This window comes from Kitasatospora sp. HPM-01-4, from assembly GCF_051374625.1.
Taxonomy (GTDB): Bacteria; Actinomycetota; Actinomycetes; order Streptomycetales; family Streptomycetaceae; genus Kitasatospora.
Map to the genome: position 1 here is coordinate 2,367,773 of NZ_JBPQGP010000005.1, position 16,830 is coordinate 2,384,602.

Annotated in this window: 6 protein-coding genes and 2 rRNA genes; 1 reads left to right on the forward strand and 7 read right to left on the reverse strand. The window is 69.0% G+C overall.

What is annotated here, in order from left to right; genetic code table 11:
* Positions 1-75 precede the first annotated feature (75 nt).
* The 5 genes from ACSMTC_RS09985 to ACSMTC_RS10005 form a co-directional block, all read right to left on the reverse strand.
* On the reverse strand, positions 76-3,852 hold the full coding sequence (locus ACSMTC_RS09985; protein ID WP_436559311.1) for an amino acid adenylation domain-containing protein: 3,777 nt from the start codon (positions 3,850-3,852) through the stop codon (positions 76-78).
* Positions 3,853-3,916: 64 nt separating this feature from the next.
* Complete coding sequence (locus ACSMTC_RS09990; protein WP_436559312.1) at positions 3,917-4,951, reverse strand: TauD/TfdA family dioxygenase; 1,035 nt, start codon at positions 4,949-4,951, stop codon at positions 3,917-3,919.
* Positions 4,948-6,273 carry an MFS transporter gene (locus ACSMTC_RS09995; RefSeq protein WP_436559313.1) on the reverse strand — a complete coding sequence of 442 codons (1,326 nt, stop codon included), beginning with the start codon at positions 6,271-6,273 and terminating at the stop codon, positions 4,948-4,950. Before ACSMTC_RS09995 ends, ACSMTC_RS09990 begins: the two co-directional genes overlap by 4 nt.
* Before the next feature lie 114 nt (positions 6,274-6,387).
* Positions 6,388-11,172 (reverse strand): amino acid adenylation domain-containing protein, encoded by a 4,785-nt coding sequence (locus ACSMTC_RS10000; RefSeq protein WP_436559314.1) that lies wholly within the window; start codon positions 11,170-11,172, stop codon positions 6,388-6,390.
* Between the two features lie 92 nt (positions 11,173-11,264).
* Positions 11,265-11,504, reverse strand: coding sequence for an MbtH family protein (locus ACSMTC_RS10005; protein WP_436559315.1), 240 nt, complete (start codon positions 11,502-11,504; stop codon positions 11,265-11,267).
* Positions 11,505-12,488: 984 nt separating this feature from the next.
* Here ACSMTC_RS10005 and ACSMTC_RS10010 point away from each other — a divergent pair.
* Complete coding sequence (locus ACSMTC_RS10010) at positions 12,489-12,785, forward strand: DUF6882 domain-containing protein (protein ID WP_436559316.1); 297 nt, start codon at positions 12,489-12,491, stop codon at positions 12,783-12,785.
* 545 nt (positions 12,786-13,330) lie between these two features.
* On the opposite strand, the gene rrf is transcribed toward ACSMTC_RS10010, so the two are convergent.
* Positions 13,331-13,447 (reverse strand): 5S ribosomal RNA (rrf, locus tag ACSMTC_RS10015).
* A gap of 81 nt (positions 13,448-13,528) precedes the next feature.
* A 23S ribosomal RNA gene (locus ACSMTC_RS10020) occupies positions 13,529-16,639 on the reverse strand.
* Positions 16,640-16,830 lie beyond the last annotated feature (191 nt).

A 16,830-nucleotide genomic window follows, 5' to 3' on the forward strand; every position in this document is an offset into this window, starting at 1 on the left:
GTGTGACCCGCTCGGCGCGCACTCGGATACCGGCCGGCAGCCGGGTGCGCGCCAAGGGGGTCCCAAGCGGTGGTGCTACGGCTGCGCCGGAGCGTCGAGGACCCGGGAGACCAGCTCCGCGAGCTCGGCGACGGCCGGGGGACGCATGATGCTGTGGTGGTCCGCCTCCACGGCGCCGAAGGCGAGGCCGGGGCCGACCAGCTTGCGCCAGCCCCAGGTGCGGTCCGACTCCAGCGGCACACCCGCCGGCTCGGCGCGGACCAGGAGCACCGGGTAGTCCGGCGTCGAGTCCGCCGGGGCGGTGCTCTCGGCGTGCTGCCGGATCGCGGTCATGTTGCAGGTGTAGACGTCCAGCAGCTTGCGCAGGTCGTCCCCGCCCGCGGTCGGCGGCAGGTGCCCGCGCTTGTGCATCTCCGTCAGCAGGAGGTCGAACGCCGCCTGCCCGGAGGGCAGTTGCTCGGGCAGGTCCAGCTCGTAGTGCCAGGCGAAGCGGCCGATCAGGACGGACTCCGACAGCAGGTCGTCCTGCGAACCGTCGTCCTCCTCGTCCTCGAAGCCGGGGGCGAAGGAGTCGACGATGATCAGCCTGGCCACCTCGCGGCCGGCCCGGCGCAGCGCCTGGGCCGTCTCCAGCGCCATGATCCCGCCGAAGCACCAGCCGATGATCACGGCGGGCCCGTCGGTGGCGGCGGCGATCTCCTTCGCGTAGCCCTCGGCCATCTCGGCGAAGCTCCGCTGCGGCTCCTGGCCGTGCAGGCCCAGGGACTCGACGCCGACGACCTCGCGGTCCGCCGGCAGCAGCCGGGCGAGCTCCCAGTAGCTGAGCGCGCTGCCGCCGCCGGGGTGGATGCAGAACACCGGCGAGCCGCCCTCGGCGGGGCGCAGCGGGACGAGGTTGGAGTCCCGGGTCTCGCCGCTGTGCACCAGGCGGGCCATGGCCGCCACGGTCCGGGCCTTGAAGATCGACGACATCGGGAGCTTGCAGCCGAAGGCGCTGTTGGTGCGGGACATCAGCTTGATGGCCCGCAGGGAGTGCCCGCCGAGCTCGAAGAAGTCGTCGTCCGGTCCGACGGCCGCGAGTCCCAGGACCTCGGCCCAGAGCACCAGGAGCCGCTGCTCGACGGAGTCGCGCGGCCGGGCGGCCTGGGCGCGGACGGTCTCGACGGGGGCCAGGGCCTTCCGGTCGAGCTTGCCGTTGCGCGTCAGCGGCAGCCGGTCCAGGACCTGCCACCCGGTCGGCACGAGGGCCGTGGGCAGCCGGCGGCCGAGGGCCGTCTGGAGGTCCTTGAGCGAGGGGGCGTCGCCGTCCCCGGTGAGCACGACGTAGGCGTCCAGGTGCGAGACCAGGCCGCTGTCGTCCGTCCGGGCCACCACGGCACCCGCCGCCACACCGGCCTGCTGCTGCAACAGGCCCTCGATCTCGCCGAGTTGGACCCGGTAGCCGCGCAGCTTCACCTGGTCGTCGAGGCGGCCGAGGATCTCGACCCCCGCACCGGGCACGAGCCGGCCGAGGTCGCCCGAGCGGTACTGCCGCGTCGTGCCGCGCTCCCCGAAGCCGGTGCGGCCCTCGCGCAGCTCCGCCAGGTAGCCCAGGCCCACGCCCGGTCCGCTGATCACCACCTCGCCCAGGCACCAGGGCGGCAGCGGGTTGCCCTCGTCGTCGACGACGGTGAGAAGGTTGTCCCCCATGCCGGTGCCGACCGGCACCGAGGCGCAGCGCTCGTCGGTCTCACCGTCCAGCGCGAGGACGGACGCGCCGACGGTGGTCTCGGTCGGGCCGTAGTGGTTGAACACCCTTAGCTGCGGGGCGAGTTCGCGAAGCCGCGCGTGCAGCGCCGGCGGCAGGACCTCGCCGCCGAGCACCAGGACCCGGGTCGGCAGCAGGGCGGCCGGATCGCGGGCGTCGGCGAGCAGCGCGGAGAGGTGCGAGGGCACCAGCTTCATCGCGCTCACCGGGTGCGCCCGGAACCGGTCGGCCAGCGCCTGAGGGCTCGTCGCCACGTCGGCGTCGACCAGGTGGACGCAGCCTCCGGCGGCCAGCGTCGGGAAGACCGCGGTGTAGGACAGGTCGGCGGCCAGGGTGGAGACGGCCGCGAAGTCGGCGCCCTCGGCGAGCCCCAGCTCCTTCAGCACGGCCGACGCGTAGTGGGCCAGCTGCCCGTGACCGATGACGACGCCCTTCGGCGTCCCCGAGGTGCCCGAGGTGAAGATGGCGTACGCGGCCTCCCCGGCGCCGGCGACCGCCGGTGCGGCTTCCGTCCCGCCGTCGTGATCCGGCAGCCGCAGGGCCGTGACGGGCAGTGCGAGACCGGCCGCGGCCTCCGGTACGAGCGCGTACGCGGTGCCGGCGAGGCCGAGGACGGTCTCGATGCGCTCCTTCGGCCAGGCCGGGTCGACCGGGACGAAGGCCGCGCCGGCCAGCCAGGTGCCGAGCATGGCGACCAGGGTGTCGGCCGCCGCCGGGACCACCACGCCGACGTACTCCCCCGCGCGGACCTCGTGGCCGCGCAGCAGCGCCGCGGTGGCCGAGGCCCGGCGCGCCAGCTCGCCGTAGGTGAGCACCTGGTCCCCGCTGCGGACGGCCGGGCGGTCGGGGATCCGCTCGGCGTGCTCCAGGAAGCGGTGCAGCACGGCCTCGTGGCGCTCCTCCGACTCGCCCGCCGGCTCGGCCGGCGTGAGCAGACGCAGCACCCCGGCGGTCCGCGCGGGGTCGGCGAGCGCGTCGGCCAGCTGGTGCCCGAACGCCTCGGCGAGCGCGGCCAGATCCGGCCTGGCGACCTGCCCGCCGTTGCCCGCGAAGGTCAGGAACAGGTTCTCCGGGCCCAGCACGCAGTCCAGGTGGACGACGCCGGGGCGCTCGCACGCACCGGCCGGGCCGGGCTCGGCCAGGGCGGCCCACCGGTCCTCCAGGTAGCGGAAGGAGACGGCGTCCACGGCGAGGAGGGCCTCCGGGTCGCCGTGGTTCTCCCTCGCCGCCGCGTCCCGCAGCGCCTCCTCCGCGTCCCGTACGGCCTGCGCGAACGGCGCCTGCGGGTCGAGCGCCAGGCGTACGTCCACCGGCCGCTCCAGCAGCCCGAGGGCGCCGGCCAGTCCGTCGGTGGAGCGCCCCTGGGTGACCACGAGTACCCGGTCGTCGGCGTTCCCGCTGTACCGCGCGAGCAGCGACCGCCAGGCGGCGAGCAGCACGGCCTCCTCGCCCGTCCCGAGCTCACGGGCGACGGCCCGCAACCGGGCCGGCAGCTGGCCGTCCAGCGTCGTCGCGACGGTCACGGGTCCGCCTGCCGGGTCCCGCCGGCCGGCCGGTACGAGGAACGGGAGTCCGGCGGTGGGCCGGGCCTCCGCGTCCGTGGCGGTGGCGGGCCCGGCGTTCTCCAGCTCCTCGCACAGCCAGGCCGCCACGTCGGCGTACTGGAGCGGCTCCTCCTCCGCCGTGCCGGGCTCCGCAAACTCGCCGAGCAGCAGTCCGGCGAGGATGCTCCAGGACGCCCGGTCCACGCTGAGGCGCGGCAGTCCGAGGACCAGGACCGTGCCGTCCCGGCTTCCGGTGTGCTCCACGGTCAGCTCGCCCGCCCGCAGCAGGGTGCGGCCGTCGGCGCCCTCCTCGACCGTGACGGGGCCGGCCGGGTCGACCACCTGGACGGGCAGGCGCAGGCCGGGGAGCGCCGCGTACCTGGTCCGGAGGATCTCGTGCTCCGCCCCCAGGGCTTCCATCCGGTCGGACAGCTCGCCCGGGGTGATCACCGACGGGGTGGATATCCGGTGGGTGGCGCGGCCCTGTGCCTCCTCGCGGAGGTGGACCGCTCGCTGCTGGGGCGAGAGCTGGTAGCCCTCGATCTGCTCGGGCTCGTTCACGCGCCCACCTCGCTCCGCTCGGCAGGGGCGTTGCCCCATGCGCACCTTTTGCTGACTCGCTCGCTCATCGGAGCTCCCCCGTGTGCCCGCTGCGCTCGTCGGTCATCGCCACCAGGACCCGGCGCGGGCCCTCGTACGGGTCCCGCCCGTGCGAGACCGACATGTTGTCGATGACCATGACGTCGCCGTCCTGCCAGGGCTCCCGGATCGTCTCGGCGACGAAGGCCGCCCGGACCTCCTCCAGGACGGCGTCCGCGATCGGCTCGCCATCGCCGAAGTACACCTCGCGCGGTACCTCCGCACCGCCGCCGCGGAGTTCGTCGCGCACCTCGGGGGCGAGCGCGGAGGTGTGGAACAGGTGGGCCTGGTTGAACCAGAGCTCCTTGCCGTTCGACGGGTGCTCGATCACGGCCTGGCACACCTGCGAGGTCTTCAGCCTGTCCTCGCCGTACCAGGTGTACTCGATCCCCTGGGCGCGGCAGAGCTCCTCCACCTCGGCCCGGCTGTCGGTCTCGAACGCCTGCTGCCACGTCAGGTCGAAGCCGGTGCCGTAGTGGCGGACGTAGCACACGCCGCGCTCGGCGAAGGAGTCGAGCAGCGCGCGGTCGAGCCGCTGCGCGACCAGGTGGCTGTCGGCGAGCGGCGTCACGCCGCCCTCCGGGGACGCCTGGTGGCAGTAGAACCAGAGGTGCTCCGGCCAGATCCGCGCGTAGGCCATCTCGTTGTGCTGCGGGATCGTCTGGTCGGCCGGGTACTCGGTCGAGGTGTAGACGCCCGCCGCGGAGGAGCGGCTGCGCGGGGTGGATCCGTAGGTGTAGTTGAGGAGTTGCGGTGACCAGGCCTTGACGACGTTCTGGAACTCCTCGGGCCCCGACACCTGGAAGCCCCGGAAGAGCACGGCGCCGCGGTCGCGCAGCAGGTCCTCCACGCGCGTGCGGTTGGACCGCATCCAGTGCTCCAGGTCGACCGACGGGGCCGTCGGCCGGACGATCGACAGGATCGAGTGCGGACTGTCCGTGACGGACACCAGGTCCTGCTGGGCGGTGACGGCGACCCGGCGACGCATCGCCCGGACACCCGAGGACGGTGGGGTGGTCATGATGCTCCCTGGTTGTCGTACTGGACGGACGGCGACTCCTCGGGCGCGCTCTCCGCCGCAGCCAGGCCGTCGAGCCGACGGACCGAGCGAACCGGCGAGAGGAAGAGGATCACCGCGGGAAGGAACAGGCCGGCCGCCGCCACCACGATGGTCGCCCGCAGGCCCAGCGCCGAGCCGAGCGCGCCGCCGATCAGCGCACCCAGGGGCAGGCTGCCCCTGGCGAGCGTCCGCACGGTCGCGTTGACCCGGCCCAGCAGGTGGTCCGGCGTCACCATCTGGCGGAAGCTGATGACGGTGATGTCGAAGACCGGGATGCCGAACAGGGCGACGAAGGTCGCGGCGCCCGCGGCCACCACGGCCACCAGCGAGTTGCCGTGAACGGTCGACAGGGCGAAGTAGCCGGCTCCGGGAAGCACGAGCGACAGCACGAGCGTGGGCCCGACACCGAGCAGGCCGGTGATCCGCTCGGCGGACAGCGCGCCGACCAGGGCGCCGGCGCTGCCGACCGCGACGATCACGCCGATCTCGGCCGACCCGATCCCGGCCTCCCGGAGGAGGAACAGGAAGAACACGGCCATCAGGGCGCTGTAGAAGAGGTTGGCGGAGAGAGCCGCGACCGTGCACCAGCGCAGCAGGGCGTGCCGCCCGATCAGGCCGAAGCCCTCGCGCATGGACGCCCAGACCGAGGGCCCCTTCTCGCCCGGACCGGCCGGGGCCGACGGCGCGGCCGGCGCCTCGTCCGCGGGCATGCGGAGCAGTGCCAGCGTGGAGACCACGTAGCTCAGGGCGTCCAGAGCGATGACCACCGGGGCCCCGAGCGCGCTGATCAGCGCGCCCGCCGCGCCGGGCCCGGCCACCTCCGCGACCGACTCGGACACCTGGAGCTTGCCGTTCGCGTCCATCAGTCGCTCCCGGCCGACCAGGCCGGGGATGTACGACTGGTAGGCGAGGTCGAAGAACGTGGTCATCGTCCCGACCACGAAGACGACCACGAGCAGCTGGTAGATGGACAGGACGTCGAGCCAGTAGGCGACCGGGATCCACGCGAGGGTGGCGAACCGGACGGCGTTGGCCCCGATCATGATCGACCGGCGGGCCCGCCGGTCGACGTAGACGCCGACGACGAAGCCGAACAGCAGGAACGGCAGCTGCTCCAGCGCGACCAGCAGACCGGACTGCATCGGCGTGGCCCGCAGGACCACGGCCGCGGTGAGCGGCAGCGCCACGTACGTGATCTGCGTGCCGAACATCGAGATCGACTGGCTGGACCAGAGCAGGGCGAAGTTCCGGTGCCGGAACAGCGATTCCTGCTTGGCGGTCACCACGGCTGCTCCGACGCGCGTGCGCACGACGGCGCCGTGTGGGGGAAGGACATGCGGCTCCCTTGCGGTTGCATGAACGGTGCGACTGAGGTCGCTGGGATCATCGGGGCGCCGTCACCCGGCCAGCTCGGAGAGCCTTCGGGCCGGGTCGCCGGCCGCCGCCGACAGCAGTGCGACGAACCGGTCGGCATAGCCGCGCATCGTCCGCTCGTCGAACAGCAGGGCGTCGTACTTGACCTTGAGCTCCAGCTCCTCGCCGGTCTCGGCGAGGTGGAAGGCGAGGTCGAACTTGGCCGTCTCCAGGTCCTCGGCCAGCTCTTCGGCCTTCAGACCCGCCATGTCCAGCGGCGAGTCGGGGTAGTTCTGGAGCTCCAGCCAGACCCGGAAGAGCGAGCTGCGGCCCTCGACCCGCTCCACCACCCGCTCGGCGACCTGCTGGAACGGGACCTCCTGGTGGTCGTACGCCCGCAGGGTCGACTCCCGCACCCGGCCGAGCAGTTGCTCGAAGGTCGGGTCCCCGGACAGGTCCGTCCGCATGGCGAGGGTGTTGATGAAGCAGCCGAGCAGGGGCTCCGTCGCGAGGTCCTCCCGGCCGGCGACCGGCGTGCCCACGACGACGTCCTCACTGCCCGCGTACCCGCCCAGGACCGCCGAGTAGGCGGCGAGCAGCACCATGAACAGGGTCGACCCCGTCCGCCGGGCCAGCCCGCGTGCGTCGCGCCCGGGGAAGGCGACGGTGAAGAACCGTCCCTCCGACGTCTCCTGCCGGGGCCGGTCGGTGGGCAGTCCGAGCTCGGCCGGCGCCCCCTCCAGGGCCCGCTCCCAGTACTCCAGCTGCCCGGCGAGCCGGTCGGCCCGGCCGCGCTGCGCCCGGGCGTGGTCGCGGTACTGGAGGGCGTTCCCGGGGAGTGACGGGCGCTCGCCGCGGGTCAGCGCGGTGTACGCCGCCGCGAGCTCCCGCAGGAGGGTCCCGATCGACCAGCCGTCCGTGATGATGTGGTGCATCACCAGGCTGAGGTAGTGCTCGTCGTCCGCGGCCTTCAGCAGGACCGGCCGGAACAGGGGCCCGTCCTCCAGGTCGAACGGCTCCGCGCTGAGGCGGTCGAGCACGGCCCGCAGGTCCCCGTCGAGGTCCACGGCGTCGAGGTGGAACCGCTTGGGCTCGTCGACGAGGCTGACGGGGTCGCCTTCGGCGTCGAGCGGATAGCGCGTGCGCAGGATGGCGTGCCGGTCGATCAGCGTCCCCAGGGCCTCGGCCAGCGCGGGGACGTCCAGGTCGCCCCTGAGGTGCAGGGTGAGGGGGACGTGGTAGGCCGGGGAGCGGTCCTCCAGGGTGTAGGCCAGCCAGAAACGTTCCTCCGCGAAGCTCAGCGGGCCCTCGCCGCTCGCCTCCGGGAGGGGCGCGGGCTGCGCCGGCTCCTGGGGCTCTCCACCCGCTCCGCCGAGCGCCTCGATCCGTGCCGCGAGGTCGGCGACGGACCCGGCCTCCAGGAACACCGACAACGGCAGATCCAGCCCCAACTCCTTACGCAGACGCGCCATCGCCTGCACCGCCAACAACGAGTGCCCACCCAACTCCAGGAACGCCACATCACGCTCCACCGACGGCACACCCAGAACCTCGGCCCACACCCGCGCCACCACCCGCTCCACCGGCGACACGACAGCACCCTCGATCCGCGCCGCCAGATCCGCGACCGACCCGGCCTCCAGGAACACCGACAACGGCAGATCCAGCCCCAACTCCTTACGCAGACGCGCCATCGCCTGCACCGCCAACAACGAGTGCCCACCCAACTCCAGGAACGCCACATCACGCTCCACCGACGGCACACCCAGAACCTCGGCCCACACCCGCGCCACCACCCGCTCCACCGGCGAGACGAGGCCCTCCCCCGTGGCGCCTCTCGCGGCCTCCACGGTCGGGCGCGGCAGCGCGCGGCGGTCCACCTTCCCGCTCAGGGCCAGCGGTAGGGCGTCCATCGCCACGAACAGGTCCGGGACCATGTACTCCGGCAGGTCGGCCCGGAGCTCGGCCCGCAGCTCCTCCGCCGCCGAGGCCTCCCCGGCTTCCGCCGCCGTGGTGTAGGCGACGAGCCTGCGCTCGCCGGGCGTGTCCTCGCGGAGCAGCACCACGGCCTCACGGACGGCCGGGATCCGGGTCAGGGCGGCCTCGATCTCCTCCAGCTCGACCCGGTAGCCGCGGATCTTGACCTGGGTGTCGGCCCGCCCGAGGCACTCCAACTCGCCGTCCGGGCGCAGCCGGACGAGGTCCCCGGTCCGGTAGAGCCGCCCGCCGGGCGCACCGAACGGGTCGGGGACGAACCGCTCCGCCGTCAGGTCCGGCCGGTTCCAGTAACCGCGCGCGACACCCGCCCCGCCGACGTACAGCTCGCCGACCGCGCCGCGGGTGACGGGCATCAGGTTCGCGTCGAGTACGTAGAGTTGCGTGTTCGCGATGGGCCGGCCGATCGGCACGGTGCCGGAGAGGTCGGTGTTCTCGGTCACCTCGTGGACGCAGCAGCCGACGACCGTCTCGGTGGGCCCGTACTCGTTGACCACGCGCAGGCCGGGGGCGCGCCCGCGCCAGGCGGCGACGGTGCTCCCGTGCAGGGACTCTCCGCCGACGACCAGGTAGCCGTCCGCCTCGATCGCGGCCTGCGGCATCGACGTGTCCAGCGCGTCGAGGTGGGCCGGGGTCAGCTTCAGCAGGCCTAGGCCGAGCTTGTCGCCGAGGACGCCCGCGAGGGTGTCGAGTTCCTCGCCCTCGCGGACGAGGGTCAGCGAGCGACCGGCGAGGAGGGGGCAGAACAGGGTGGTCACCGAGAGGTCGAACCGCAGCGGCGAGACGAGCACGGAGTCCCCGCCGTCGGCCACCCGGTAGGCGCCGAGGCTCCAGGCGAGGTAGTTCGCCAGGCCGCCGTGCGTGATGACGACGCCCTTGGGTCGGCCGGTCGATCCGGAGGTGTAGATGATGTAGGCGGCGTTGTCCGCCCGCGGCCGGGCACCGCGCTCGGCCCCGGGCAGCTCGCCGTCCTCCGCGGTGGCTGCCACGTCCTCCACGGTGATCACGTGCGCGTCCGTCGCCGGGAGCGCGCCCACGTGGCGGCCGCTGCTGAGGACGACCCGCGCGTCCGCGTCGGCCAGCATGTACGCGATGCGCTCGGCCGGGTCCTTGGGGTCGAGGGGCACGTAGGCGCCGCCGGCCTTGAGCACGGCCAGCACCGCGACCACGAGCTCGATGTCGCGCTGGAGGAAGAGCGCGACCCGTGTCTCCGGCCCGACGCCCTCGCGGCGCAGCCGGGCGGCGAGGCGGTCCGCGAGCCGGTCCAGCTCGGCGAAGGTCAGCGCCCGCTCGCCGGAGACCAGCGCGGTCGCGTCCGGCGAGCGGCGCACCTGCTGCTCGAAGAGCTCGGCGGCGTGGACGCCGCCCAGCAGCGGGTCCTCCGTGCGGTTCCAGTCGACGACGATGTCCCGCAGCTCGCCCTCGGACAGCATGGGCGCGTTCCCGATCCCGGTGTCCGGTTCGGCGGTCAGGCTCCCGAGCAGGGTGCCGAGGTGGGAGACGGCGCGGAGCACGGTCGTCTCGTCGAAGAGGTCCGTCGCGTACTCGAAGACGCCGTGCAGGACGTCGTCCGCGCCCGGCCAGACCTCCAGGCTGAGGTCGTACTTGGCGGTCCCGTTGTGGTGGTCGACGACCGTGACCCGCAGGTCGCCCAGCTCCTGGTCGAGCGCCGGGTCCTCGACCAGGGCGAACAGCACCTGGGCGACCGGCGCGTGGCTCAGGTCCCGGGGCAGGTCCGCCGCCTCCACCACGCGGTCGAAGGGCACCTCGCCGTGCGCGATGGCCTCCTGGGTGAGGTCGCGCACCCGGCCGACCAGCTCGCGGAAGGTCGGGGAGCCGGAGACATCGACCCGCAGGGCGATCGAGTTGGCGAAGAAGCCGACCATGCTCTCGAGTTCGACGCGCGGCCGGTTGGCCACGGGCGTCACCATGGACACCTCGTCCTGGGCCGAGTAGCGCGCCAACAGCGCGGCGAATCCGGCGGTCAGCACATTGAACGGGGTCGCGCGCTCCGCACGGGCGATCTCCTTCACCGCCGGCCAGATCTCCGGAGGAAGGGCGAAGCGGTGCCGCTCGCCGCGGAAGCTCTGCGCGGCCGGCCGGGCGCGGTCGACGGGGAGCTCGATGACCGGGACGGCACCGCTCAGCGTCCGGCGCCAGTACTCGACGCCTGCGGCGAGCTCCGCGGCGTGCTCCGGGCGGGCCTCCCATCCGACGTAGTCGGCGTACTGCAGCGTCAGGGGGGTGAGAGCCGCCTCGGCACCCTGGGCTCCGGCCGTGTAGAGCGCGAGCAGCTCGTCGACCAGCAGGCCCATCGACCAGCCGTCGCAGACACTGTGATGGACGGTCAGGACAAGCACGTGGTCGGCGGGGGCGCAACGGAGTACGGTCGCGCGCGAGAGCGGTCCGGCCTGGAGGGAGAACGGCCTGGCCGCCTCCGCCTCCACCGCCGCCCGGACTCCTGCCTCGGAGCCGTCGGCAAGCGGGACCGGTTCGAGGTCCACCGCGATGACCGGGAGGATCCGCTGCACCGGGCTGCCGGAGCCGTCCGCGGCGGGCGGGAAGAACGTCCGCAGCGACTCGTGGCGGAGGAACAGCTGGCGGACCGCCTGGGCGAGCACGTCGAGCCGGAGCGGGCCGACGAACCGGAGCGCCACCGACACGTTGAAGACCGCACTGCCGGGGCTCACCTGGTCCATGAACCAGAGGCGCCGCTGCGCCGAGGAGAGCGGCAGCTCGGCCGTGCGCGGGACGGGAAGAATGGAGTCGTCGACCGGCTTGGGGCGGCGCCCGCCGAACCGCTTCTCCAGGAGGGCCCGCTTCTCCGGAGACATCTGGTCGAGCCTGGCCTGTGAAACCAGCCGCTTTCGGATCGCGTTCCGCGGCCCGGAATCTGACTGACCGTTCGCATTCTGCTCGGTGGTCATCAGCCCTGCTCCTCGTCCTGACGCGGAGCCGCCTCGGCCATGTGGGCGACAAGGCTCAACGGCCGCATGTCGGTCCAGTTCGCGTTGACGAAGTCGAGGCACGACGGGCGATCCGCCGCCCCGTGGACGACCGTCCAGCCGGCCGGCAGCCGCCCCGACTCCGGCCAGAGCGAATGTTGCCCCTCGTCATTCACCACGACGAAGAAGCGACCACGGGGATCGTCGAATGGATTGGACACAAGACCTCACTATTCGCACACGTCTCATTCGAGCCGTTGGGTCTTCGGCTCTTTCGCCTATTTTGGCAAACGCCAAGCACGGTCACCGCTCCCGGAATTTGAGCCAAAAGTCTCCCCAGGCCACAGAGTGGACCGACAGGGGGATTTCATGCACATCCGGGACATCGGGCCGGCCAGCACTGGAGAAACTGTCCGACACGACACAGAAAAGGCATCAAACAGACTTGAACCACGAAGCCGCACCAGCGCACAGCAGGCCGACGGCCGAAGGCGCCCGCGCCGAGGCGGAAGCATCAGAAAGGGGGGTAATAAAATCTGGCTGACCAGCAGGAAGACCTCGACCACCTCACGCCTGGAAGGCATCAGGACACAGTCAGATCCCGCACATGTCCGACATCGAACTCAGATCCCGCACATGTCCGACATCGAACGACGATTCAACCCAGCACCCTATAAAAGGGCCACTTTCTCAACCCCCGAATATTCGCGGACCTTCACGTCCACATGCATGATCGCAAACAGAGGCGCCACAGATATGGCATACCTCACCCCAGGCGAACCCGCCGAAGAATCTCGGCGACTCTGGCACTCAGAGTTACACCCCCTTAACAAACGATCAAGATCGTAGCCAGCCGTCGAAGGGCATGTCAATGGCCTTTGCCAAGCACCGCACCCCTGCCATGGGCGGTGATGGTGTGTCAACAGCCATAGTTTGTCTGAAAGTTCGTGTAAGTCGCTGATGCGACAGGCTGGCCGAGGCCCGGCCTCGGTCTTGGCCCGCCGGAACGGACGGACATGACCACCGACGAAGAGGCGCCGGCCGTCGAGCCGGTCGGGGACGAGCTGGTGGCCGCCCCGCAGGGGACGAGGTCGTCGAGCGGCTGCCGGACCGCACGGATGCCTCGGAGGCGGCCCTGCTGAGCAGGGGAGGGCTGCTGACCCGGATCCACCCGCATCGTGCTGGAACGGGCTCTGGGAACCGGGATGACCGAGCACCTGGGCTACGGGGAACACGACCCGGTCTTCCGGGGACTGGCGCGAGGTGTGCGTGAGCGTGGCGAAGGCTTGGGGGTCGTCGCCGTCCTCCTCGTGTTCCTGCCGGAAGGACCGTGGACCGCGGACCGCGGTACCTGCCTACACCGCCAGGGCGGCCGCGAGATCCACATCTCCGTCATCGGCACCTACGACACCGCCGAGCGCCGCTGGCTCTGGGGATGCTCCCACCCGGGCCTGCGCGGAACAGCGGCCGTCGCGGTAGCAGAGCAAGCCAGACAGCTCTGACAGGCCCACAGCATCCCCGAGCTACCAACGAGCTGATCGACCTGTCCCGGCTCCGAAGACTCCCGGTACGCCGCAGAGACCCTCGCCTTCGCCGCCACGGGAGTAACCGGCGCCCCCGGCTACACCGGCGTCGAGGCCGGTCCCACCACCGGGCTGTACATTGCTCCGAACGGGCCCCGAGTCCCACGGACGGCACCCGACCCGGTCACTCTGCCGCGTGTCCTCCTCACCGGCGCCAGCCTGATCGGACGCTCAGCACGGACCGTTGTGCCCGGGCCCGCAACCAGCCACCACCACCCGGCCCCGATCAGCAGCCCACCGCTATACGCACCGCCATACGCACCGCCGAAGCCCGCCGGCTCCTGCGCACCCGAATCCTCGGCCGCGTCATCAACGAGTACCGACACTAGGCTTGACCTGCAGCGACGACTTTCCGAGCCCCACAGGATGAGGTTTTCGGCAAGCACAGGGTCATACGCGTTCCGACACGCAAAAAAAGCCGTGGCTCCCAGTGAAATCACTGGGAGCCACGGCTCTGAATAATTGTTCGGCGGCGTCCTACTCTCCCACAGGGTCCCCCCTGCAGTACCATCGGCGCTGTAAGGCTTAGCTTCCGGGTTCGGAATGTAACCGGGCGTTTCCCTCACGCTATGACCACCGAAACACTATGAAACTATCAACCGCACCAACCCACACAGGGTCGGGGTCGTTGTTTCAGAACAACACAGTGGACGCGAGCAACTGAGGACAAGCCCTCGGCCTATTAGTACCGGTCAACTCCACCCCTCACGAGGCTTCCATATCCGGCCTATCAACCCAGTCGTCTACTGGGAGCCTTACCCTCTCAAGGAGGTGGGAGTGCTCATCTCGAAGCAGGCTTCCCGCTTAGATGCTTTCAGCGGTTATCCCTCCCGAACGTAGCCAACCAGCCATGCCCTTGGCAGAACAACTGGCACACCAGAGGTTCGTCCGTCCCGGTCCTCTCGTACTAGGGACAGCCCTTCTCAACACTCCTACGCGCACAGCGGATAGGGACCGAACTGTCTCACGACGTTCTAAACCCAGCTCGCGTACCGCTTTAATGGGCGAACAGCCCAACCCTTGGGACCTACTCCAGCCCCAGGATGCGACGAGCCGACATCGAGGTGCCAAACCATCCCGTCGATATGGACTCTTGGGGAAGATCAGCCTGTTATCCCCGGGGTACCTTTTATCCGTTGAGCGACGGCGCTTCCACAAGCCACCGCCGGATCACTAGTCCCTACTTTCGTACCTGCTCGACCCGTCAGTCTCACAGTCAAGCTCCCTTGTGCACTTACACTCAACACCTGATTGCCAACCAGGCTGAGGGAACCTTTGGGCGCCTCCGTTACCCTTTAGGAGGCAACCGCCCCAGTTAAACTACCCACCAGACACTGTCCCTGATCCGGATCACGGACCCAGGTTAGACATCCAGCACGACCAGAGTGGTATTTCAACGGCGACTCCACCATGACTGGCGTCACAGCTTCAAAGTCTCCCACCTATCCTACACAAGCCGAACCGAACACCAATATCAAGCTATAGTAAAGGTCCCGGGGTCTTTCCGTCCTGCTGCGCGAAACGAGCATCTTTACTCGTAATGCAATTTCACCGGGCCTATGGTTGAGACAGTCGAGAAGTCGTTACGCCATTCGTGCAGGTCGGAACTTACCCGACAAGGAATTTCGCTACCTTAGGATGGTTATAGTTACCACCGCCGTTTACTGGCGCTTAAGTTCTCAGCTTCGCCCGACCGAAATCGGACTAACCGGTCCCCTTAACGTTCCAGCACCGGGCAGGCGTCAGTCCGTATACATCGCCTTACGGCTTCGCACGGACCTGTGTTTTTAGTAAACAGTCGCTTCTCGCTGGTCTCTGCGGCCACCCCCAGCTCAGAGTGCAAGACTCATCACCAGGAATGGCCCCCCTTCTCCCGAAGTTACGGGGGCATTTTGCCGAGTTCCTTAACCATAGTTCACCCGAACGCCTCGGTATTCTCTACCTGACCACCTGAGTCGGTTTGGGGTACGGGCCGCCATGAAACTCGCTAGAGGCTTTTCTCGACAGCATAGGATCATCCACTTCACCACAATCGGCTCGGCATCAGGTCTCAGACTATTGCAGGGCGGATTTGCCTACCCTACGTCCTACACCCTTACCCCGGGACAACCACCGCCCGGGCTGGACTACCTTCCTGCGTCACCCCATCGCTCACCTACTACCACCTCGGGTCACCGGCTCCACCACTCCCCATTGTCCGAAGACTCCGGGACGGCTTCACGGGCTTAGCATCAGAGGGTTCAGCGTTGGCGCTTCAAAGCGGGTACGGGAATATCAACCCGTTGTCCATCGACTACGCCTGTCGGCCTCGCCTTAGGTCCCGACTTACCCTGGGCAGATCAGCTTGACCCAGGAACCCTTGGTCAATCGGCGCAAGAGTTTCCCACTCTTGTATCGCTACTCATGCCTGCATTCTCACTCGTATACCGTCCACGACTCGATTCCTCGGCCGCTTCACCCGGCACACGACGCTCCCCTACCCATCACAGCCCCCGTTAGGAGTATTGCTGCAATGACACGACTTCGGTGATGTGCTTGAGCCCCGCTACATTGTCGGCGCGGAATCACTTGACCAGTGAGCTATTACGCACTCTTTCAAGGGTGGCTGCTTCTAAGCCAACCTCCTGGTTGTCTCTGCGACTCCACATCCTTTCCCACTTAGCACACGCTTAGGGACCTTAGTCGGTGTTCTGGGCTGTTTCCCTCTCGACCATGGAGCTTATCCCCCACAGTCTCACTGCCGCGCTCTCACTTACCGGCATTCGGAGTTTGGCTAAGGTCAGTAACCCGGTAAGGCCCATCGCCTATCCAGTGCTCTACCTCCGGCAAGAAACACGCGACGCTGCACCTAAATGCATTTCGGGGAGAACCAGCTATCACGGAGTTTGATTGGCCTTTCACCCCTAACCACAGGTCATCCCCCAGGTTTTCAACCCTGGTGGGTTCGGTCCTCCACGTGGTCTTACCCACGCTTCAACCTGCCCATGGCTAGATCACTCCGCTTCGGGTCTTGGGCATGCAACTCAAACGCCCTATTCGGACTCGCTTTCGCTACGGCTACCCCACACGGGTTAACCTCGCTACACACCGCAAACTCGCAGGCTCATTCTTCAAAAGGCACGCAGTCACGGCCACCGAAGTGACGACGCTCCCACGGCTTGTAGGCACACGGTTTCAGGTACTATTTCACTCCGCTCCCGCGGTACTTTTCACCATTCCCTCACGGTACTATCCGCTATCGGTCACCAGGGAATATTTAGGCTTAGCGGGTGGTCCCGCCAGATTCACACGGGATTTCTCGGGCCCCGTGCTACTTGGGTATTCTTCAAGCGAGCCGTACAGATTTCGTCTACGGGGGTCTTACCCTCTACGCCGGACCTTTCGCATGTCCTTCGACTACCCATACGGTTTCTGACTCGCCGACCGGCCGGCAGACCGATCAAGAAAAAACCCACGACCCCCCAAGCGCAACCCCTGCCGGGTCTCACACGCTCAAGGTTTAGCCTCATCCGGTTTCGCTCGCCACTACTCCCGGAATCACGGTTGTTTTCTCTTCCTGCGGGTACTGAGATGTTTCACTTCCCCGCGTTCCCTCCACACTGCCTATGTGTTCAGCAGCGGGTGACAGCCCATGACGACTGCCGGGTTTCCCCATTCGGAAACCCCCGGATCAAAGCCTGGTTGACGACTCCCCGGGGACTATCGCGGCCTCCCACGTCCTTCATCGGTTCCTGGTGCCAAGGCATCCACCGTGCGCCCTTAAAAACTTGGCCACAGATGCTCGCGTCCACTGTGCAGTTCTCAAACAACGACCAGTCACCCACCTACGACACGGACAAGCCATGCTGTCAGTAGGACCGGCATCCTAGAGGTAACAGCCATACGGCCGTTCCCTCAGGACCCAACAACGTGCCCGACACAATCCAGTCACACACCACGTTCCACGCCCCAAAGGGCAGTACTA

Excerpts from the sequence above, each read along its gene's own strand:
- ACSMTC_RS09990 (WP_436559312.1), bottom strand. The coding sequence starts at position 4,951 with ATGACCACCCCACCGTCCTCGGGTGTCCGGGCGATGCGTCGCCGGGTC.
- ACSMTC_RS10000 (WP_436559314.1), bottom strand. The coding sequence starts at position 11,172 with ATGTCTCCGGAGAAGCGGGCCCTCCTGGAGAAGCGGTTCGGCGGGCGC.
- ACSMTC_RS10010 (WP_436559316.1), top strand. The coding sequence starts at position 12,489 with ATGACCGAGCACCTGGGCTACGGGGAACACGACCCGGTCTTCCGGGGA.